18 protein-coding genes and 2 pseudogenes are annotated in these 20,265 nt (G+C 69.3%); 12 read left to right on the top strand and 8 right to left on the bottom strand.

The features are described 5' to 3' along the window. The first annotated feature begins 17 nt into the window (after window positions 1-17). Window positions 18-842, top strand: coding sequence for a serine protease (locus J7E96_RS34405; protein WP_215137423.1), 825 nt, complete (start codon window positions 18-20; stop codon window positions 840-842). Window positions 843-986: 144 nt separating this feature from the next. Next, a complete protein-coding gene (gene mptB, locus J7E96_RS34400; protein WP_215137421.1) occupies window positions 987-2,552 on the top strand; it encodes a polyprenol phosphomannose-dependent alpha 1,6 mannosyltransferase MptB in 1,566 nt (521 codons plus the stop codon). Here the strand turns inward: mptB and J7E96_RS34395 are convergent, their stop codons facing one another. Both J7E96_RS34395 and J7E96_RS34390 read right to left on the bottom strand, forming a co-directional pair. Beyond that, the gene (locus tag J7E96_RS34395) at window positions 2,553-4,169 is read right to left on the bottom strand and encodes an amidohydrolase family protein (protein ID WP_215137419.1); all 1,617 of its coding nucleotides are present in this window, start codon (window positions 4,167-4,169) and stop codon (window positions 2,553-2,555) included. Between the two features lie 145 nt (window positions 4,170-4,314). Then, complete coding sequence (locus tag J7E96_RS34390; RefSeq protein WP_215137418.1) at window positions 4,315-5,607, bottom strand: amino acid deaminase; 1,293 nt, start codon at window positions 5,605-5,607, stop codon at window positions 4,315-4,317. A gap of 182 nt (window positions 5,608-5,789) precedes the next feature. Here J7E96_RS34390 and J7E96_RS34385 point away from each other — a divergent pair, with 182 nt between their 5' ends. The 6 genes and pseudogenes from J7E96_RS34385 to J7E96_RS34360 all read left to right on the top strand — a co-directional run bounded on the left by J7E96_RS34385 (window position 5,790) and on the right by J7E96_RS34360 (window position 10,160). After that, window positions 5,790-6,836, top strand: a complete 1,047-nt coding sequence (locus J7E96_RS34385) for a sugar kinase (RefSeq protein WP_251070854.1) — start codon at window positions 5,790-5,792, stop codon at window positions 6,834-6,836. Further along, window positions 6,833-7,606 (top strand): IclR family transcriptional regulator, encoded by a 774-nt coding sequence (locus J7E96_RS34380; protein WP_215137414.1) that lies wholly within the window; start codon window positions 6,833-6,835, stop codon window positions 7,604-7,606. Before J7E96_RS34385 ends, J7E96_RS34380 begins: the two co-directional genes overlap by 4 nt. Then, window positions 7,603-8,016, top strand: a complete 414-nt coding sequence (locus J7E96_RS34375) for a RidA family protein (protein WP_215137412.1) — start codon at window positions 7,603-7,605, stop codon at window positions 8,014-8,016. Before J7E96_RS34380 ends, J7E96_RS34375 begins: the two co-directional genes overlap by 4 nt. Before the next feature lie 94 nt (window positions 8,017-8,110). Then, a complete protein-coding gene (locus J7E96_RS34370; protein ID WP_215137422.1) occupies window positions 8,111-9,343 on the top strand; it encodes an RNA-guided endonuclease TnpB family protein in 1,233 nt (410 codons plus the stop codon). Between the two features lie 108 nt (window positions 9,344-9,451). Beyond that, window positions 9,452-9,637: pseudogene (locus tag J7E96_RS34365) on the top strand (GntP family permease); the annotation flags it as partial. A 115-nt stretch (window positions 9,638-9,752) separates the two neighbouring features. Beyond that, window positions 9,753-10,160 (top strand): hypothetical protein, encoded by a 408-nt coding sequence (locus J7E96_RS34360; protein ID WP_215137410.1) that lies wholly within the window; start codon window positions 9,753-9,755, stop codon window positions 10,158-10,160. Window positions 10,161-10,390: 230 nt separating this feature from the next. Here the strand turns inward: J7E96_RS34360 and J7E96_RS34355 are convergent, their stop codons facing one another. Then, the gene (locus J7E96_RS34355) at window positions 10,391-11,731 is read right to left on the bottom strand and encodes a M14 family metallopeptidase (protein ID WP_215137408.1); all 1,341 of its coding nucleotides are present in this window, start codon (window positions 11,729-11,731) and stop codon (window positions 10,391-10,393) included. Between the two features lie 234 nt (window positions 11,732-11,965). Between J7E96_RS34355 and J7E96_RS34350 the strand changes: the two genes are divergently transcribed. After that, window positions 11,966-13,273, top strand: a complete 1,308-nt coding sequence (locus tag J7E96_RS34350; RefSeq protein WP_215137407.1) for an Nramp family divalent metal transporter — start codon at window positions 11,966-11,968, stop codon at window positions 13,271-13,273. Between the two features lie 12 nt (window positions 13,274-13,285). Here J7E96_RS34350 and J7E96_RS34345 read toward each other — a convergent pair whose 3' ends face one another. The 3 genes from J7E96_RS34345 to J7E96_RS34335 all read right to left on the bottom strand — a co-directional run bounded on the left by J7E96_RS34345 (window position 13,286) and on the right by J7E96_RS34335 (window position 16,257). Further along, complete coding sequence (locus J7E96_RS34345) at window positions 13,286-13,867, bottom strand: hypothetical protein (RefSeq protein WP_215137405.1); 582 nt, start codon at window positions 13,865-13,867, stop codon at window positions 13,286-13,288. A gap of 107 nt (window positions 13,868-13,974) precedes the next feature. Then, complete coding sequence (locus J7E96_RS34340) at window positions 13,975-15,708, bottom strand: chitinase (protein ID WP_215137403.1); 1,734 nt, start codon at window positions 15,706-15,708, stop codon at window positions 13,975-13,977. A 150-nt stretch (window positions 15,709-15,858) separates the two neighbouring features. Then, window positions 15,859-16,257: an ATP-binding protein gene (locus J7E96_RS34335; protein ID WP_308296271.1), complete on the bottom strand. Its 399-nt coding sequence runs from the start codon at window positions 16,255-16,257 to the stop codon at window positions 15,859-15,861. 113 nt (window positions 16,258-16,370) lie between these two features. Here J7E96_RS34335 and J7E96_RS34330 point away from each other — a divergent pair, with 113 nt between their 5' ends. The 3 genes and pseudogenes from J7E96_RS34330 to J7E96_RS34320 form a co-directional block, all read left to right on the top strand. Then, window positions 16,371-17,066: a helix-turn-helix transcriptional regulator gene (locus J7E96_RS34330; protein WP_308296270.1), complete on the top strand. Its 696-nt coding sequence runs from the start codon at window positions 16,371-16,373 to the stop codon at window positions 17,064-17,066. A gap of 27 nt (window positions 17,067-17,093) precedes the next feature. Next, complete coding sequence (locus J7E96_RS34325) at window positions 17,094-17,312, top strand: DUF397 domain-containing protein (RefSeq protein WP_215137399.1); 219 nt, start codon at window positions 17,094-17,096, stop codon at window positions 17,310-17,312. Between the two features lie 749 nt (window positions 17,313-18,061). Continuing rightward, a pseudogene (locus J7E96_RS34320) lies at window positions 18,062-18,526 on the top strand (hypothetical protein); the annotation flags it as partial. A 198-nt stretch (window positions 18,527-18,724) separates the two neighbouring features. Here the strand turns inward: J7E96_RS34320 and J7E96_RS34315 are convergent. Both J7E96_RS34315 and J7E96_RS34310 read right to left on the bottom strand, forming a co-directional pair. Then, complete coding sequence (locus J7E96_RS34315; protein WP_215137397.1) at window positions 18,725-18,946, bottom strand: helix-turn-helix transcriptional regulator; 222 nt, start codon at window positions 18,944-18,946, stop codon at window positions 18,725-18,727. Beyond that, the gene (locus tag J7E96_RS34310; protein ID WP_215137395.1) at window positions 18,946-19,443 is read right to left on the bottom strand and encodes a DUF2975 domain-containing protein; all 498 of its coding nucleotides are present in this window, start codon (window positions 19,441-19,443) and stop codon (window positions 18,946-18,948) included. The genes J7E96_RS34315 and J7E96_RS34310 overlap by 1 nt, the downstream gene beginning before the upstream one ends. Window positions 19,444-20,265 lie beyond the last annotated feature (822 nt).

The following is a 20,265-nucleotide window of genomic DNA, read 5'->3' as shown; positions in this document are numbered from 1 at the left end:
GGCCAAAGTCACCAGCATTGCTCTTAGCCCTGCTGCTCTTCGGAGCGGGAGCGGCACCGGCGGCCGCGGAGACCCGCGAAAGCCGGCAGCCGGTCCAACCGGCCGCCAAGGCAGTCGACTTCGCCGGAACAGTGGCACTCAGCAACTGTTCCGGCTCTGTTGTGCGTACGCCCGGCTCCCAGCCGGGCGACCCGGCCCTCGTCCTGTCCAACGGGCACTGCCTGGAGAGCGGCTTCCCGGCGCCGGGCCAGGTCATAGTCGACCGGCCGTCCACCCGTACGTTCAGCCTGCTCAACTCCACGGGCACCAAGGTCGCGACGCTCCGGGCGAGCAAGATCGCGTACGCGACGATGACCGACACCGACGCCTCGCTGTACGAACTCACCAGCACCTACGCCCAGATCCAGACCAACTACGGCATCAAGGCCCTCGAACTGAACGCCACCCGCCCCGTGCAGGGCACGGCCATCAAGGTCGTCTCCGGCTACTGGAAGCGGATCTACAGCTGCAGCATCGACGGCTTCGCGTACCGGCTGAAGGAGGGCGCGTGGACCTGGAAGGACTCGGTCCGTTACACCTCCGCGTGCAAGACCATCGGCGGCACCTCGGGCTCGCCCGTGATCGACACCGCCACCGGCAAGGTCGTAGCCGTGAACAACACCGGTAACGAGGACGGCGCGCGCTGCACGGACAACAACCCGTGCGAGGTCGACGAGAGCGGCAACGTGACTGTGCGCAAGGGCATCAACTACGGCCAGCAGACGTACGGCTTCGTCGCCTGCATAGGCATCGGCAACAAGATCGACCTGACCCGCCCCGGCTGCACCCTCCCCAAGCCGTAGGCGCGTCGTACGCCCCGGCGTGGCCCAGCCGCTCCGGGGCGTACGACGTCGGACGAGCGGCTGCTTCACCGACATCAGCTGTTGTTCCAGGCACCCGACGACAGCCACCCGGAGGCTGGGACGACTCGGATAAGTTGATCGGTCATGGGGACGCTGAGTGCTGTCGGGTACCGCCGGCTGGGTGCCATCGGGTCGGTCGCGGTGGCCGTGGGCGGCATCGCCGCCGGGCGGCTGCCGGCGCGTGACCCGTGGGGGATCTGGGTTCCGCACGGGTCCGCGACGACCGTGGCGGCAGCCGTCCTGGCGTACCTGGGCCTGACGCTGCTGGTGGTGTCCTGGTGGCGGTACGGGCGTCTCGTCGCCCGGGGCGCGGCGGGCGGGGTGCGCGAAACCGTGGTCACGCTGGTCTGGTGGGCCGCGCCGCTCGTACTGGCCCCGCCGCTGCACAGCGCCGACGTCTACAGCTACATAGCCCAGGGCGCGATGGTCGTCGAAGGCCACGACGTCTATACGTCCGGCCCTTCGGTGCTCGGCCCGGACGAGCTCGGCGCCGACGCCGCGGCGAGCAGCGGCGCGCACTGGACCGACACCCCGGCCCCGTACGGGCCCGTCTTCCTCGTCCTCGCGAAGTGGGTCGTGCTGGCCACCGGCGGGCAGATCGTCCCCGCCGTGTTCGGGATGCGGCTCGTCGCCCTGGCGGCACTCGCACTGATCGTCTGGGCGACCCTGCGCATCGCCCGCTCCCGCGGCGCCAATGAGACCGGCGCGCTCTGGCTGGGAGCCCTTAACCCGCTGCTGCTGATCCATGTCGTGGGCGGCATCCACAACGACGGCCTGATGATCGCCCTCATGCTGGCGGGCGTGGTGGGCGCACTGCACGGCCGCTGGGTGCTCGGCAGCGCGCTCGTCGCACTCGCGATGATGGTCAAGTCACCGGCCGCCGTAGCCCTGCTCTTCATCGGCGCGCTTGTCGTACGCCGGACCTCCGGCCCGCTCCCGTGGCGCGTCGTCAAGGCGTTCGCCGTGCCGGGCCTGGTGGCCGGGGCGGTCGCCGTCGCCACCACCCTGCTCAGCGGCACCGGGTTCGGGTGGCTGCGTACACAGGGCGTCGCCGGGACCATCCACACCGCCCTGTCCGTCTCCAGCGACATCGGCCTGGGCATCGGCAAGCTGACGCGCGTGCTGTTCGGCTGGGACCCGGACCCGGTCAAGAGCGCGTTCCAGACGCTCGGCCTGGTGCTCGCGCTCGCCGTGATCGGTTACGCCGCGCTGGCGACCTTCCGCAGTGTGCGCCCGTGGCGCGGCGAACCGCCCCTGCACCCGGTCCACGCCCTGGGGGTGGCCCTGCTGGCCCTGGTCGTGCTCTCGCCGATGGTGCAGCCGTGGTATTTGCTCTGGGGCGTGGCGGCGATCTCCGCCACCGCCTGGGACGGCCGGCTGGGCCGCATCATTGCGGTGCTGTCCGCAGCCCTGGTCTTCGAAACCCACCCCACGGGCAGCACCCCCGCGTACGGCTTCGCCATCGCGGCCGGCGTGTGCGTGCTGGGAGCGGTGCTGATGCGAATGGAGGACCGCGAACCGCGTACGGACGACCGGCCCGCGATCCCGTCCGTACGGCGCCCGTCCTCGCCCGCGAACCTGCCGGCGATGAGGACGGAGAGGACGGAGAGGTCGGAGAAGTCGGAGAAAACCTCCTCGACGCCGCGGTAGTCAGGCCGTACGCCGTACCGACCGGCCCGCGAGGACGTCCGTCCGCTTTCCGTCCTCGATCACGAACTTGCCGTCGATGAGGACGTGCGGGATGCCGGTCGGGAGTGTGCGCGGCGACTCGAAGGTGGAGCCGGCCGCGACCGTGTCCGGGTCGAAGAGGACCAGGTCGGCGCGGTATCCCTCCCGTACGAGACCCCGGTCGGGGAGGCGCAGCCGGGCCGCCGGGCGCGAGGTGAGGTGCGCGACGCACTCCTCCAGGGAGAGGACGCCCAGGTCGCGGGCGTAGTGGCCCAGGTAGTGGGGGAAGGTGCCGTACGCGCGCGGGTGCGGCTTGTAGCCCTGGAGGATGCCGTCGCTGCCGCCGGTGTGGACGCGGTGGCGCATGATCGTGCGTACGTTCTCCTCGTGGCCGACGTGCTGGAGGATCGTCGAGCCGAGGCTGTCGCTGATCAGCAGCCGGCGGGCGGTGACCCAGGGGGCCTCGCCGCGCTGCGCGGCGGACTCGGCGATCGTCTTGCCCACGCAGCTCGCCAGGCCGGGGTCACTGACCCCTGAGACCTCGATCGTGTCCCACTCGATGGGAACGCCGTGGCAGCCGTCCGCGCCGATGACTTCGAGGTGGTGACGGATCTTCTCGGCGGTCTCGTCGTCCCGGAGGCGGGCGAGGATCGCCTCGGGGCCGCCCTCGCTCGCCCAGCTCGGCAGCATCGCGACGAGCGTCGTACAGCCGGGGGTGTAGGGGTAGGTGTCGAGGGTGATGTCCGCGCCGTCGTCGAGTGCCTTGTCGAGGAGGTTGAGGAGGTCGGGCGCCTTGCCCTTGTTCACGCCGAAGTTCATGGTGGCGTGGGCGAGGTGGAGCGCGCAGCCGGCGTTACGGGTGAGGGTCACCATCTCCTCGTACGCCGCGAGGGCGCCGGCGCCGTACGAGCGGTGGTGGGGGCAGTAGTAGCCGCCGTACCGCGCCACCACGCGGCAGAGTTCGGTGAGCTCGGCGTCGTCGGCGTACATGCCGGGGGTGTACGTCAGCCCCGACGACATGCCGACGGCGCCCTGCTCCATGCCCTCGGCGACGAGCTGCTTCATGAGGGTGAGCTCGGCGGGGGTGGCGGGGCGGTCGTTCCAGCCAGTCGCGTACATGCGGACCGTGCCCTGCGGGACGAGGTAGGCGGCGTTGACGGCGATGCCCTGGCGGTCGAGCCGGTCGAGGTACTCGCCGACGGTCCGCCAGTCGAAGTCGATGGTCGTGTCCCCGGGCGCACCGCCGTTCCAGCCGGTGATGGCTTTGCGGACCTCGGCGAGGGTGCGGTCGTCCACCGGGGCGTACGACAGTCCGTCCTGGCCGAGGACTTCGAGGGTCACGCCCTGCGCGGCCTTCGCGGAGTGGTCCGGGTCGCGGAGCAGCGCGAGGTCGCTGTGCGCGTGCATGTCGATGAAGCCGGGGGAGAGGGCGAGGCCGGTCGCTTGCAGCGTGCGGGGGGCGGTGAGGCGTGGCCCGCCGTCGCTCTCCCGCCGAATTTCGAAAATGCGGCCGCTGTCGCTGTCCAGGGCGACGTCGGCTCGGTAGGAGGCACCGCCGGTGCCGTCGATGACGCGTACGTCACGAATGACGAGGTCCATGGCTGTTCGCCTCTCTGAGTGGCTGCAACGCAGACGCCCTTCCGGCGTTTGAGGAGCGGGGTCTGGGGCGGAGCCCCAGTTCGGGAAGGGGCGGGTAGGGGAAAAGCGCCGCAGGCCCGCCCGCCCCGCGCCCGCCCCCTGGGGGCTAGAAGAACGTCCGGATGTAATCCGTCACCGTGCCGTCCGCCTCGACGACAGGGATCAGCTGCCACTTGTCGAACGACGTGCACGGGTGGGACAGCCCAAGACCGAGCCAGTCGCCCACCTCAAGGTCCGCCTCCGGACCGGTGCGCACCCAGCCGTGCTGATCCGACAACCCGGTGACCGTGATGCCGGCCGCCGGGCGGAACTCCCCCGTCCCGGCGTCCCGTACCGCCTGCGCCACCGGCAGATCGAGGTCGTACGCCGCATCCCGCTTGCCCGCGTTGACGAAGGCCTGCTCCGGGGTGGGCCGGGACACGACCTGCGTCCAGAGACGGAACGCGGGCTGGAGCTCGCCCTCCTCCGCCACCCGGTTGAACGGCGTGAGCCGGCGGTAGTGGCCGTCGTCGTGCGAGACGTACGCACCGGACCGCAGCAGCTTGAGCACCGGCAGCGAGAGCTCGGGGATCTCCGCGAACACCTCCGCCACCGCGTCGAACCACGCGCTGCCACCCGCGCTGATCACGATCTCCGACGAGCCGGAGAACCGGCCCGCCTTGTCGAAGTCCGCGGCTACGGACACCAGTTCGCGCAGCCACGCGCGGACCTTGTCGCCGTCCGCCTGCGGGACCTCGCCCTCGTACCCGGCAACACCGACCAGCCGCAGCGTGCCCCCCGCGGCCGCGGCCGCCACCGCGTCCGCGACCGCCGCGCAGTCGGCGGCCGTCCTGGCGCCGGTACGGGCCCCCTCGCCCGCGCCGAGTTCGACGACCACGTCCAGCGGGCGCGAGACCCCCTGAAGGGCCTCGTCCATCAGCTCTACGCCGCGTACCGAGTCGACGTAACAGACGAAGCGAAAGTCCGGGTCGGCGTCCAGTTCGGCGGCCAGCCAGCGCAGCGCCGCCGCGTCGACGACCTCGTTGGCGAGGAAGATCCGCTGGATGCCGTACGCCCGGTACACCCGCGCCTGGTGCGGCACGGCGGCGGTGATGCCCCACGCCCCGCGCTCCAGCTGGCTCGCGAAGAGCTGGGGCGCCATGGACGTCTTGCCGTGCGGGGCGAACGCGAGGCCGTGGCGCTCGGCGTAGGTCTCCAGGAGCGTGAGGTTGTGCTCCACCGACTCGGCGGAGAGCGCGAGCACGGGGGTGGTGAACCCGCCCGTGAAGAGGTTGCGGCGCTCGGCGGCGAGCTCGCCGACCGTCAGGCCTTCGGCGTCCGGCGGGAGCGCCTTGAAGCGGTGATCCACTCGCTCGCCGGCGAGTTCCGCGAGTCGTCCGACCGGGTTGCCTGCGGCCATGGGAGCCTCCTGGTACGTCGTGTTGCAGCATATGCAACGACCATTGCGCATCTCGCTGAACGCTGTCTAACATCCGAGCCGATGCAGGGTCAATGGTGAGTCAAGTGGTGAGGAGCTCGATTGTGGCCGCGCCCCAGGACCAAGTACCAGCAGTGGTGGACGCGGTCTGCCTCGGCGAGTCCATGGTGACGTTCCTGCCCTCCCGGCCCGGCCGCCTCGCCGACGTACCCTCCTTCGGCCGCGGCATCGGCGGCGCCGAGTCCAACGTCGCCTGCGCCCTCGCCGCCGCCGGGCACCGCGCGCGGTGGGTCGGCAGGGTCGGCGCCGACGGTTTCGGCGACCACCTCGTCGACGCCGTCGCCGCGTACGGCGTCGACACCTCCGCCGTCCAGCGCGACCCGCACCGCCCCACCGGCATCTACTTCCGTACGGCGACCGACCGCGAAGCCGACGGCTTCGAGGTCGTCTACTACCGCACCGGGTCGGCGGCCTCCGCGATGTCCCCGCTGAACATGCCGCTCGACGTGCTGGCCGCCGGCCGCGTACTGCACCTGTCCGGGATCACGGCCGCGCTGTCCGCCGACTGCCTGGCCCTGATGCGTACGCTCACCGCGCGCCGCCCCGGCCGCCCCCTGGTCTCCTTCGACGTCAACTACCGCGCCCACCTGTGGAGGAGCGAGGCCGAGGGCCCCGGCGTCCTGCTCGACCTCGCGCGCGGCGCGGACCTGGTCTTCGTCGGCGAGGACGAGGCGCAGGCGGCCTGGGGTGTCCGGGGCGCGGCCGAAATCCGCCGGGCCCTTCCCGAGCCGGACGTCCTGGTCGTCAAGCGGGGCGCGGCAGGCGCGACGGCCTACACCCGCGCCCCCAGGGACAGCCGGGACACCGACACCGTCACCGACACGGACACGGACACGGACACGGACACCGTCACCACCGTCCCCGCCCTCCACGTCGACATCGTCGCCCCCGTCGGCGCCGGGGACGCCTTCGCCGCCGGGTTCCTCTCCGCGACCCTGCGCGCTCTGCCCGTACGCGAACGGATCCGGCACGGTCACCTCATGGCCGCCGCCGCCCTCACCGTCCCCGGCGACCTCGGTACGCCGCCCTCCCGCGCCCACGCCGACCGCCTCGCCGCACTGGACGCGGACGCCTGGGGGACACTTCGTCTCGGCCCCGGCTGGACCGGAACGACACCGGGCGCCGACGACCAGGAGGTACGTACGCCATGAGCCAGACCGTCGACCGCGCGCTGAGCATCCTGCCGCTGCTCGCCCAGGGACCCGCCGACCTCGGCCAGGTCGCCGAACGCCTCGGCGTGCACAAGTCCACCGCGCTGCGTCTCCTGCGTACGCTCCACGAGCACGGCCTCGTCTACCGGCAGCAGGACCAGCGCTACCGCCTCGGCGCCCGCCTCTTCGCGCTCGCCCAGGAGGCCGTTGAAAACCTCGACGTACGCGAGATCGCGCACCCGCACCTCGCCGCGCTCAACAACGAGTGCGGGCACACCGTCCACCTCGCGGTGTACGAGGAGACGGAGGTCGAGGTCCTCTACATCGACAAGGTCGAGAGCCGCTACCCGGTCCGCATGTACTCGCGCATCGGCAAACCCGTCGCGATCACCGTCGCAGCCGTCGCGAAACTGATGCTCGCCGACCTGCCCGAAGCCGAGCGCCGCACCATCGCGGAAAGGCTCGACTACCCCACCTACACGTCCCGTTCGACGCCGAACGCCGCAGCCTTCCTCAAGGAACTCGCGCTCGTACGCGAACAGGGCTGGGCCACCGACCTCGGCGGCCACGAGGAGTCCATCAACTGCGTCGGGGCCCCCATCCGCGGTGCGGACGGCCGGGTCGTCGCCGCCATGTCGGTGTCCGCGCCGAACGTCGTCGTGACCGCCGAGGAACTCCTCACCCTCCTGCCGCTGGTGCGCCGCACCGCCGACGCCATCAGCAGGGAGTACTCAGGAAATACACCCCCGAAGGAAGCAGCAAGCGCATGAGCAGCCGCGTCGAGAAGACCGCGATCACCCCGTCCACCCACACCGCCCCGCCCGCCAAGTTCTCCCACGGCGTGCGCAAGGGCAACATCCTTCAGGTCGCGGGCCAGGTCGGCTTCCTGCCCGCCGTGGAGGGCCAGGCGCCGACTCCCGCCGGCCCGACCCTGCGCGAGCAGACCCTCCAGACCTTCGCCAACGTCAAGGCGATCCTGGAGGAGGGCGGCGCGAGCTGGGACGACGTGATGATGATGCGCGTCTACCTCACCGACACCGACCACTTCGCCGAGATGAACGCGATCTACAACGAGTGCTTCTCGGGCCTGAAGGCGGTGCCCGCCGCCCGTACGACCGTCTACGTCGGACTACCCAAGGGCCTTCTGATCGAGATCGATGCGCTGGCGGTCCTCGGTTGACCGGTAGGGGAATCGAACCTGTGACCTTTCCCCGGCGGTGTCGTTGATCTGATCAACGAGGTGATGGCCGCAGGAGGCTGACATGGGCGAGACGATGAGGCAACGGCGTGGGTACCGTGCTCGGCTTGCCTTGACGTGTGACCAAGCAGCGCAACTTGACCAACAGGCTCATGCGGCACGGGCGTTGTGGAACCTGTTGCATGAGCTGTTCACGGCATGCAGATCCCGGCGGCCACCCCTGGCGTACATGGACGGTGAGATCCGATGGGCACGCGCTAATGTCGACTGGCTCGGCATGCTTCCGGCGCAAGCCGCCCAAGCTGTGCTGAAGACGTATCACAGAGCATGGGTGAACTGCTGGGAGGGCAGGGCCGACCAACCCATCTACAAGTCCCGCGCCCGCGCACCGCTCGCAGTGGACATCCCACAGGGGCGCGATCTGCAAGTGGCGCGGGTGCATCGCCGGTGGGGGATGGTGAGCATCCCGAAGGTGGGGCGGGTGCGGTTCCGGTGGACGAAAGATCTGCCGGGGTTGACCAAGGGGAGCCCTGCGGGGCGGATCACCGGGGCGCGTTTGGTCAAGGACGCGCTCGGCTGGCACATCGCCTTCCGCATCGAGCACTTGGTGCAGGCAGCAGAGCCACGGGACTGGACCGATTCACACGTCGGCATTGACCGAGGGATCACTGTGCCGCTCGCGCTGTCCGACGGGAGTACCCACGACCACGCCTCGTGGCTGGATGATGAGGAAGAAGCCCGGCTGCTTCGGGCTGAGCAGCGGGCCGCACACCGTAAGCGGTACCGCAAGGCAGGCGAGCGGACCTCAAAGAGGCTGTGCGCCCTGTACGACCAGATCAAGGACCTGCGCGCGAGAGCCAAGCGGCGGGTACTGGACTGGCAGCACAAGACAACCACTGCCATCGCTGACGCCTACGCGCTGGTGTCAGTGGAACAGCTCGACATCACGAACATGCTCAAGTCCGCGAAGGGGAACATTGCCGAGCCGGGCGTCAACGTGGCTCAGAAATCCGGGCTTAACCGCAAGATCGCAGGGGAGGCATGGGGGCGCTCCGTCCAGTTGCTGGCCTACAAGGTCCTCGATCGCGGTGGGCTCCTGGTTCATGTGCCAGCGCCGGGTACCTCCCTGCGTTGCTCCATGTGCGAAATTGCCACCCCTGGTAATCGGGAGTCGCAGGCGGAGTTCGTGTGCAAGAACTCGCGGTGCGGCTGGTCTGGCAATGCCGACCACAACGCAGGCCGGAACATCGACCGGGCGGGTTTCGCACTCGCCTCGGCTGCCGGGAGGGCAGTCGTCAGGCAGACCTGAGTGCTGTCGAACTCCCCGGAGCGATCCAGGGGAGAGTCTCCCGCTCACCGGCGGGAGAGAGCTCCAAAACGCGTACTTCGAGGCCCTTCTGGCGCATGGGGCACAGGGGTAGTCATGGCCATCTCGGCCGGTTCGATCTTCGCCTCGCACGTCAACGACGGCGGGTTCTGGATCGCGGCGAAGTGCTTCGGGATCTCCGAGCGGGACACGCTGAAGTCCTGGACGGTCCTGGAGTCGGTCCTCTCGGTCGCGGGCTTCGCGGTCGCGGCGGTCCTGAGTCTGGTGATCCAGTGATCTAGCCGTACGGTACGAAGGCAGAGGGCGTCCCGGGACCCGTCCGTCCCGGGGCGCCTTCTCGCCTGTCGGCGATACTGGGCCCGGAGAACGAAAGCCGAGGAGGCCGACTTCAGTGGATCCGCAGCCGCAGTACCACCCGCAGCCCCAGCAGGGCTTCGGCCCGCCGCCCCCGGCTTTCGCCCCCGCGCCGGCGCCCGCGCCCATGCCGCCCTTTCCCGGGCAGCCGGTGGCCGCGGGCCCCGACTTCCTGGCTGCGGATCGCCGTAACGCTGTCGTGGTCGACGCCGAAGGGGTCTCGCTCGAATGCAACGGCGCCACGCTCGACTTCCCGTGGCGCGACATCCAGACCGTGCACTACAAGGCCGGCCCCGGGGGTGAGGTCCTCATGGTGGCCGTGGTGCTGCCCGACGGACGGTTCTTCGAGGGCGTGGTCGCTGCCCGCAACCAGGCGAAGCTCCAGGAGTGGTTCGCGGAACTCGCCCCGGTGCTGGGCTTCTACCTCGCGGGCCGAGGCCACTAGGACCTGAGCGCCCACATGACGTTGATGGCGATGAGGAGTCCGACGGTGCCCAGGGTGGTGCCGGCGATGGCGGCCCACAGGCGGCCGGTGACCTGGCGGCGTGGTGGATGCCCACTGCGCCGAGGGTGACGGCGAGGGCTGCGACGATCCTGCGGAGCTGTTCCCCCACCCGCCCCTTGCCGTAGTGACAGCTTGCGGGGTGGGGGAACAGCCCCGTGGGGGACTGCGGCTCAGCTACCGGCGCCGCAGTACTGCTGCTCCTTGCCAATGGACCGGTACATACAGTCCGCGTTCTCCAGCAGTTGCAGCACCGCGTCCCGGTTCCGGCTGGTCTCCCGCTCGATCACCTCGTCCGGCGGGTAGAAACCGCCGCCCGAGGACGAGCGCGGGTACATCTCGAACGTGTACCCGAAGATCTTCTGGTTCCCCCACAGCCAGTCGTCGATCGACCCGTCCGTGATGTAGAGGTCACTCGACTGCTCCGGCGTGTAGCCGTTGCTCGCGGCCATCTTCTGGCCCACCGTGGCGAACGCGTTGCGGTCGTCCTGGGTCATGCCCGGCGCCGTGTCCGCGTTCGTGTAGCCGAACGGCCACAGCACCAGCTCGCTGTACGTGTGGAAGTCGATCCCGGCCTTGATCTGCTGCTTCCCGCCGATGATCCGCGAGCGTACGAAATCGGCGACGACCTTCACCTCGGGGGCGGACTCGGGGGCCCGGCCCCGGTACGTCTCCGAGCTGAACGAGCCCGAAGAGCCGCCACAGCAGCCCCACTTGTAGTCCCAGTTGCGGTTCATGTCCGTACCGACGTACGAGGAACCCGCGTTGGGCTGCCGGTTCTTGCGCCAGCTGCGGTACGAGCCGGTGGCGATGTCGTACTCGCCACCGTCCGGGTTGAGGTCCGGCACGATCCAGATCTCGCGGTTGTTCAGGATGTTGGTGATGCGGGAGTCCGAGCCGTAGCCCGCGCCCAGCTCGCGCAGCAGGTAGAGCGCCATCTCGACGGTCAGGTGCTCGCGGGCGTGCTGGTGGTGGGTGAAGAGGACCTCGGGCTCGTTCTCGTCGGTCGCGACGTTGTCGCTGATCTTGATGGCGATGAGATCGCGCCCCTGGTACGACTTGCCGATGACGCGCTTGCTCATGAGGTTCGGGTACTGCTGGAGGCGCTGGTTGATCTCCGTGTTCATCTCGGCGTAGTTGTGATAGCGCGAGTCGGCGGACGGGAAGTCGAACGGCTCGACGGCCAGTCCGTTGGTACGGGCGGGCGGCCCCGGCAGCGCCTTCGGGGCGTATCCGAGCGCCTTGAGCCGCTTGAGCTGCGCGGCGTTGGCACTGACGACGACCGAGTGGTCGTCGGCCTCGTCCACCGAGACTCCGGTGGCCGCGACGGCGGTACGGGCGGCGGCGGTGGCCGGGCCGTGGATCTCGTACTGCCTGATCACTTCTTCGGCGGTGGCGGCGGGGGAGGGTTTCCCCTCGGCCGAGGTCGCGCTCGCGGTGAGTGGCGCCGCAAGGGCGAGTGCCACGAGGGCCGCGAGGGTGGCCGGCCCTCTTCCGCGTATGCGAAGTCGCATGCTGTCTCCTGGGTGGGGAGTGTGGGGGTGTGTGCGACGCATGTAATGCGGCGGTACGGCGGTACGGCGGTGCAGAGTGCGGGAGTGCTGGGCACATCGTGGCTGCATGGCATGAACGGGTCAAGAGTGAGGTTCGGCCATACGGCTGGCTCCGGATTACCCCTTGCGCGATCACCCTCCGCCCCGCTTTGGTGATCTGGATCACCATCGGGGACAAGCAGGAGGACGCCGGAGATGACAGGCACGACAGAGAGCGGCACGGGAGAGGCGATCTCCCAGCCGCGCAAGTCCAGTTGGAAGTACATCGGCCCCGGCATCGTCGTCGCCGCGACCGGCGTCGGAGCCGGTGACCTCGTCGCGACGCTGATCGCGGGCAGCAAGTTCGGCTACACGCTCATGTGGGCCGCCGTCATCGGCTGCGTCGTCAAGATCTCCCTCGCCGAAGCCGCCGGCCGCTGGCACCTCGCCACCGGCCGCACCCTCTTCGAGGGCTGGCGCAGCCTCGGCCAGTGGACCACCGTCTACTTCGCCATCTACGTCGTCATCTGGGGCTTCGTCTACGGCGCGACAGCCATGTCGTCCTCCGCCCTGCCCATCGTGGCGCTCTTCCCCGACGGGCCGAGCCTCAAGGTGTGGGCGATCGCCACGGGCCTGATCGGCCTGGCCTTCGTCTGGTTCAACCAGTACGCCGTCTTCGAGAAAGTCATGACGGTGCTGGTCGGTGTGATGTTCGTGGTCGTCGTGTACGTCGCGGCCCGCGTCGGCCCGGACGTCGGCGCGTCCTTCGCCGGCCTGGTCCCGGTCCTCCCCGACGGCTCGCTCCTCTACACCCTCGGCCTGATCGGCGGTGTCGGCGGCACGATCACCATGGCGGCGTACGGCTACTGGGTGAACGCCAAGGGCTGGACCAACTCCGGCTGGATGAAGGTCATGCGCCTGGACAACCGGGTCGCGTACATCACCACCGGCATCTTCGTCGTCGCGATGCTGATCGTCGGCGCCGAGCTGCTGCACTCCTCCCAGCTCGCCCTCACCAAGGGCGACCGCGGCCTGATCGACCTCGGCAAGATCCTGGAGGACCGGTACGGCGCCGTCACCGCCAAGCTCTTCCTCGTCGGCTTCTTCGCGACGTCCTTCTCGTCCCTCATCGGCGTGTGGCACGGCGTGAGCCTGATGTTCGCCGACTTCGTCGAGCGCTTCCAGCGCGACCGCAAGGGCGCCCCGGTCGACGAGGGCACGGTGGAGGAGGTCGCGGCCGGAGTGAAGGAGCGCTCGCTCCCCTTCCGGGCGTACTTGCTGTGGCTGACGTTCCCGCCGATGACGCTGCTGTGGCTGGACCAGCCGTTCGGCCTGGTCGTGGTGTACGGCGTGCTCGGCGCGTTCTTCATGCCGTTCCTGGCGCTGACACTGGTGTGGCTGCTCAACTCCTCGCGTACGCCCGCCGAATGGCGCAACGGCATGCTGAGCAACGGGATGCTGGTGGCGGCGGGCCTGCTGTTCATCGTCCTGTGCGTGCAGCAGGTGCGCGAGCTTCCCTGGTAGACGTTTCGGCGATCAGCAGCGGCGCTCGGCCTTGAGCTTGAGCACGACGATGCCGACCTTGGCCCGGCCGAGGTCGGCGCGGGTCCGGGTGGCCGGGTCGAACTGGAACACGTACATGGAGTCCGGTCGGCCCGGCACCGCCGTCCAGATCGTGCCGATCACCGCGATCTGCTCGTCCAGCGTGCCCGCGAGGTCGTCGGCGGGCTCCGGATAGGCCCGCTTGACCTCAGCGAACGTCGAGCCTGCCCCGATGCCCTCCGGGGTCCGCACATCCTCGGCGGTGAGAGAGGTGATGCCGAGCTTGCCCGACCAGCCGACCCTGATGCCGTTGGTCCCGACGTCCGACATGCACGTGCCCGGTTTGTCGGGCCGCCGCTCGAACTCGCCGGTCGCCGCGGCCTCGTCCAGTGTCATCCCGACGGTCAACTCACCGAGCCCGTCGGGCCCCAGGGTCCGAGACGTCGTCGCGGACGGGACCGGCGACGGGGAGGGAAAATCGTTGTCCCGCAGGCTGATCTCACAGCCCGCGAGCGCGACGGCGGCGGCCAGCGAGGCGACGGCGGTACCGACGGCGCGAGTGATACGTGCCTGCACGCATCCCCCCCAGATGACTGGGCGAGATTCTAGATCACCCCGTCCGTCACGTTCGCCTACGCCGTGCGGCGCCGGGGGAGCTGCGGCGCCGCACGGGGATTCACCTGTTACGGCAGGTTGTGTACGTGCGGGCCCACCGCGTTCGACCAGGCGTTGCCGGCCGTCGCGTCCCAGTTCGTGGACCACGTCATGGCGCCCCGCAGGCCGGGGTAGGTCTTGGCGGGCTTGAACGATCCGCAGCCGGTCCCGCGCGTCAGGCAGTCCAGTGCGCTGTTCACGATGGACGGGGACACGTACCCACTGCCCGCGCCCCGCGTGGACGCCGGTACGCCGATGCCGACCTGGCTCGGCGCCAGGCCGCCCTCCAGCTGGATGCAGGCGAGCGCGGTGAGGAAGTCGACGGACCCCTGCGAGTACACCTTGCCGTCGCAACCCAGCATCGAACCGCTGTTGTAGTACTGCATGTTGACGACGGTCAGGATGTCCTTCACCGCGAGCGCCGTCTTGAAGTACTCGGTCCCGGTGGACTGCATGTCGATGGTCTGCGGCGCCATGGTGAGCACGAGCCCGGAGCCGGCCTGCGCGGACAGCTGCCGCAGCGCCTTCGTCACGTACGTCGAGTTGATGCCGTGTTCCAGGTCGATGTCCACGCCGCTGAAGCCGTACTCCTGCATCAGTGTGTACGCGCTGTTGGCGAAGGCCGTCGCGGAGGCGTCACTGTTGATCGTGACGTTGCCCTTCTCGCCACCCACCGAAATGATCACGGACTTCCCGGCCGCCTTCTTGGCCGCGATGTCGGCCTTGAAGTCGGCGACGTTGGTGTATCCGACGGCCGGGTCGAGGTTGAAGACGATCTGGCCGGGCGTGGCGGTCGAGTCGGCGAACGACACGGCGATGATGTCGTACTGCGCCTGTACGTCGCGCAGCTTCTGGACAGCGGCGCCGTTGTTGAAGTTCTGCCAGTAACCGGTCAGCGCGTGCCTGGGTACGCCGGGACCGGGGCCGGGGCCGGGGCCGGGTCCGGGATTGCCGCCGCCGGGTGCCGTCCGGCCGCTGACGGTCGCGGACTTCGGGGACTCGCCCGCCGAGTTGGTCGCGGTGACCTGGAAGTCGTACGCCGTGTCGGCGGCCAGCCCCGAGACGGTCGCCGAGGTGCCGGTGACGGACTGGACCTTCGTACTTCCGCGATAGACGTTGTAGCCGGTGGCGCCGCTGACGCCGGACCAGGAGAGCGCGACGGACGACGACGTCGTCGCGCCGACCGCGAGCCCGGCGGGGGCGGCCGGGATGCCCGGCTCGGGGTCGGTGCCGCCACCGCCGTCGGGGCCGAAGACCGAGAGGTCGTCGACGTAATAGGCGCTCTGGCCGTACCAGCCGTGCGTGTACACCGTCACGGAGGTGGTGGACGGCCCGGCCTTGAAGCTCGTGGTGAGCTGCTTCCAGCCGGAGGAGTCCGGCGTCCAGGTGGAGACGTCGGTCGTGCCGGTGCCGCTGGCGCCGAGGTAGGCGTACCCGCCCTGCACCCAGGCGCTGAGCGTGTACGTAGCACCCGGCTTCACCCTGACGGTCTGCGAGCAGCGGGCGTTGTCCTGCCCGCCGGGGGTGGCTTTGAGGGCGGCGGCGCCACCGTGCACGGGGGAAGAGACGGTGGCGCCGCTGCCTGCGGAGCAGGCCCAGTTGCTGAGCCCGGACTCGAAGCCGGCGTTCTTGGCGACGTTCAGGTCGGCCGCCTGCGCGGCGGGTGCGGCGAGACCTGCGGTGACGACGACGGCTGCGGTGAGGGCGGCCGTGAGGGCGAGTCGGGGGAGTCTGCGGAGTCGGGGGAGTGAGGGGCGGTCCACTTGCTGCCTCCGGTGGGGGAGTTGGGGGGAGGAGACGCTGGGACGGTGGCCACCGTTTGTTGTTGGTCGTTAAAATGGTTCAGACCAATTGGGTTGTCAAGACCTCTGGCGAAGAAGGGGATCGGGGACGACTCTGCGTGGCCCGAGGTCTCACCACTCCGGGCGATCGCCACTGGATGACAACTCGCACCAGACGGTCTTGCTGTCGGCCCCCTGCTGAATCCCCCAGCGCAGCGAAACGGCGGCCAGCAGGGCCATCCCGCGCCCCGACTCGGCGTCGTCGGCTGCCTTGAGGTGTACGGGCAGAGCGCGTGGGTCGGGGTCGGTGACTTCGACGCGGGTGGTGCGGCGGTCGCGCGTCTCGCTCACGCGGAGGGTTACGGGGGTGCCTTCCCCGACGTGCGTGATCACGTTGGTGAGCAGCTCACTGACGCAGAGCTGCACATCGGCACAGGGCCCGCCGAGGTGCTGGCGCACGGCGCGGCGGAGTTCGGGGACGGAAGCGGGGGTGGCGAGGAGTTCCACGAGGAGGTGGGTGGTGGGGATCACGGGCGTACGCCTTCCAGTGCACTGTGTGACGAATTGCTCACACAGTGGCGTGACCCGCCCTACCGTAAAAGGGTTTTGAGCTCCACACGGACAGGCGTGGAAGGTAGTCAATCGTGGGACGACGTAAAGACCTTGACGCATCGCTGAGCGTGCCGTCGTTCTACGGTGGCGAGTTGCGTTGGCAACGGGAGCGGGAGGGGCTCACCCTTGCTGATGTGGTGGAGGGCAGCTTCTACAGCCCCACGCTCTTGAGCGAGATCGAGCTCGGCAACCGGCGAATGCCCCAGGACCTGGCTCAGCACGTGGACCGCGTACTGAAGACGGACGGCTTCTTCGAGCGCCGCTGCGAAGACGTACGCCGGGCCCGCAGGGGCGCGCATGCCGAGTACTTCCTCAACACGCTGGAGCTTGAGAAGCGAGCCCAGGAGATTGACGATTGGGCACCCATGCTCGTCCCCGGCCTACTCCAGACGGGGGCCTATGCGCGAGCGGTCATCGAGGCCGCACACCCAATGCAGCAGCCGGACGAGGTTGACGCGAAGATCAGCGCTCGGTTGCAACGGGCGCAACTCTTTGATGACCCCAAAGCCCCCGAGTTCTGGTGCGTGCTCCATGAGTCGCTCCTGCGCCAGCCGATCATTGACGATGAGGCAATGGCTGATCAGCTGGAGAGCATCGTGGCCCTGACGCGCAGGCGCCGGATCGTTCCACAGGTCGTTCCGTGGAACACCGGAGCGCACCCGTTCATGATGGGTATGACGAGGCTCATGACCTTCGATGAATGCCACCAGCGGTATCCCTGGCGTTGATCGAGACTGCGGCAGAGGATTACCGAAATGGCAAGCAGCGCGTGTGACTTCAGCGCCGTGACCTGGCGTAAGAGCAGCCACAGCAACGGTGACGGCGGCGAGTGTGTTGAGGTCGCGGACGACCTCACCGGCATCGTCCCGGTACGCGACAGCAAGACCGCCCCCCACGGTCCCGCCATCGTCGTCCCAGCCCACGCCTGGGCGAGCTTCGTCACGGCGGTCCGGCGCGGCTCGCTAACCGCATAAAGGCGGGGGGCGTTGATGGGCCTGGGGCGTTGGTCGCATCTGCGATGGGGGCCGCCACACGTAAGTGTGGCGTCGGAGGCCCGCCGGTAAAGGGCGCTCCTGCGTCGCGTCGCCTGCGGCGATTGCGCTGCGCTTCACCCTTGACCGTCGCCCCTCCGCCGCAATGCTTCTGCAGGGCGGCCCCCGGGGGGAGCCCACGGGGAGGTCCGGCGATTGGCCGTTCACCGTTGCCGGGTGGCGGGCTCGGTGAGTGGGGCGCACCACGTCCAGGGGGCGGCTCGGCCCCAGGCTCAGCGGCTGACGGGAACGGCCGTTGGCGTGACATCCCCATTCCGACGCACACGCGCACCCACGCAGGCGACCAGCTGGCCCATCCGGTCGACCTGCGGACTCATGGTCGTGGCGGGTGGGGCGCGACAGTTGAATGGGGGGACTCGGGCCGGTTCGGCGTCCACCCCGACCGGTGGTCGGTTGGGCCGCAAGCCCGTTGCTGATGTGGGTGGGGGGCGATGCACCGACCCGCGCACGGGCGGCGTCATGGTTGGAGGGCCCACCATCCAGGGCGACGCACTTCCCCAGAGACGAACCCAGCAGATGGCGAACTGGGAAGACCATTTCACCCGGTTCCGGCGCATTTGGCGGCCGCAAGCTTCGTCAAGTGCGGGGTTAATCGCACGCGGCCAACGCCGCAACGCACACTGCTGTGACCGTGATCAGGAGTGTCAGTGCCCCGTGCAACACTGCGGCGCATGTCTCTCACCCACCTGACTCTTGACCACTGGCGGTCACTCGACCTGCCTGCCGCGCGACGAGTGGCGCAGGAGGCGGCGGACCAGGTCGGTGGCGATGTGACGCTCGTGGAAACCGTCGAGCACCTGGGCTCCCCGCTCCACCGCGCTCGTGTGGAACGGCACGGGCAGGAATTCGCCCTGATACCCGGCGGCACAGTGAGCCTCGGCTTCGACCTCGACGCCTGGCAGCCGACACCCGAACAGCTCGTCGACTACGCGGACAGCCTGAGCCAGGGTTACGGCCACGAACCGGACCTGAAGAGCCACCTCGCCGAGCTGCTCAGTCCACGCCGTACGGTCACACTGGCCACGGTCCTCATGGCGGTGGAGGACGAGAAGCTGACTGATCTTCCTGCCGAGATGCCGGCCCTGCTGGCCGCGCGCGGACTGCGGATGCCCAGTGCCGACGAGTGGGAACAGTCCTCGTAGAGGTCTTCTCCACCCGCCCCAGGTCGCTGCCAACTGGTATGCGGCGTACGCCATCCAGCACAGCGACTTGTCGATCAGCCCGGCCTTCAGCGGGTGACCGCCTTCGCCGTACTCGTCTTCGGCTCAGCACCGTTCACCCGGAGACACTTGGAGTGCGGTCATCACGGACCCGCGCGCGGCCGACCGTTGACGTCACCCCGCCGTGGCGCCCTCGTCCTCCCAGCGCAGCAGGTCTCCCGGCTGGCATTGGAGCGCCTCGCACAGCGCGGCGAGCGTCGCGAAGCGCACTGCCTTGGCGCGGCCGTTCTTGAGCACCGCCAGGTTGGCGGGCGTAATCCCGACGCGGTCCGCGAGCTCGCCCACGGACATCTTCCGCTTGGCCAGCATCACGTCGATGTCGACGGCGATCGGCATCAGATCACCTCGTCCAGCTCGGCCTGCATCTGCGCCGCCTCTACGTCACGGGCGACGGCCTGGGCGAGCAGCATCCGCAGTACGAGCACGATGAGCGCCACTCCCAGGACTGCCACGACAGCCCCACACATCAGGAGGACGATGCCCGGGGCGACGGCCTCGCCCGGCGCCAGGATGACCGCGAGCGCGAACAGGAGGAGGGCGGCTGCCACGATCGCGCCGATCACGACGTGTACGTACCGGAAGGCGGCGGGGGAAAACACGGTCCCGAGTCGCACCATTGTCACCAGCCGCCACACGCAGATCAGGACGACTTGGACCGCCACGATGCCCAGGACGGTGACCACGATGATCGGGATCCGCCGGTCCGCAAGGCCCCCGCCGCTCTCCGCCAGGTCGGTGGCCAACAGCGTCACCATCACTGTCTGTACGAACACCGAGCCGGCGAGCAGCACCACAAGCACGGCGCGCAGCGCAAGCACTGTCAGCTTTCCCATCGTCTCTCCCTCGATCGACCCGCGATGGAAATCTATCGAGAATCGATAGGCTCGGCAATAGGTCGCGCTCCGACACCGGCCGAAGCGGAACGGATCCACAGCGTTTCGACCGCAGGTGGTGGCGTTCGTTCGCTCGACCGGCACGCACGCGTCTTCGAATGCGACGAACCCCGCCGTTGGTGAATCCCAACGCCTCGCCCGTCCCACCAGTCCCAGCTGTTTCGCTCCTGACCGGATGGGGTTCGGTCGCTCCAACGGTCCCTTCGGCGCTTGGTGTGCAACGAACCCAGCACTTGGCGAATCCCGACGCCCCTCCAGTCCCATTCACCTCAGCCGTGTCGCATGTCGCCGTCACGGGAGCGTTTCGGCGCGATCGGCGAGCCATGCATCCCGCCTCGGTGTTCGGTGCGCCACCACCCACCCACATCAGCAAGGTGCTTGAGGCCCAGCCGATCACCGGTCGGGGCGGACGCCGAACCGGCCCGAGTCCCCCCATTGAACTGTCGCGCCCCACCCGCGCCAGACATGAGTCCGCAGGTCGACTGGACAGGCCGGCCGTCTTCCGGCGTGGGTGGTCGTGTGCGTGGGAATGGGGATGTTGTACCAGCGGCCGTTCCCGCGGCCGCTGAGCCTGGGGCCGCACCGCCCCCTAGACCCGTACTTCGCAGGTCACCCGATCGTGAAGATCAACTGGTCACGACCGATCGCCGCTCAGTCCGGTCCGCAACGGCGATCGCAATGCCGGTCCGATCCGGTCGGGTTCGGACGCCGAAGAGCCGCTGCGGCGAACCTTTTCAGCGACCCGCGAAGTCCGGGCCTAGA

It is taken from the genome of Streptomyces sp. ISL-96, from assembly GCF_018614035.1.
In the GTDB taxonomy this organism is placed as follows: Bacteria; Actinomycetota; Actinomycetes; order Streptomycetales; family Streptomycetaceae; genus Streptomyces.
Note: the sequence above shows the minus strand (reverse complement) of the source record. Positions and strands in the feature narration are given on the sequence as shown.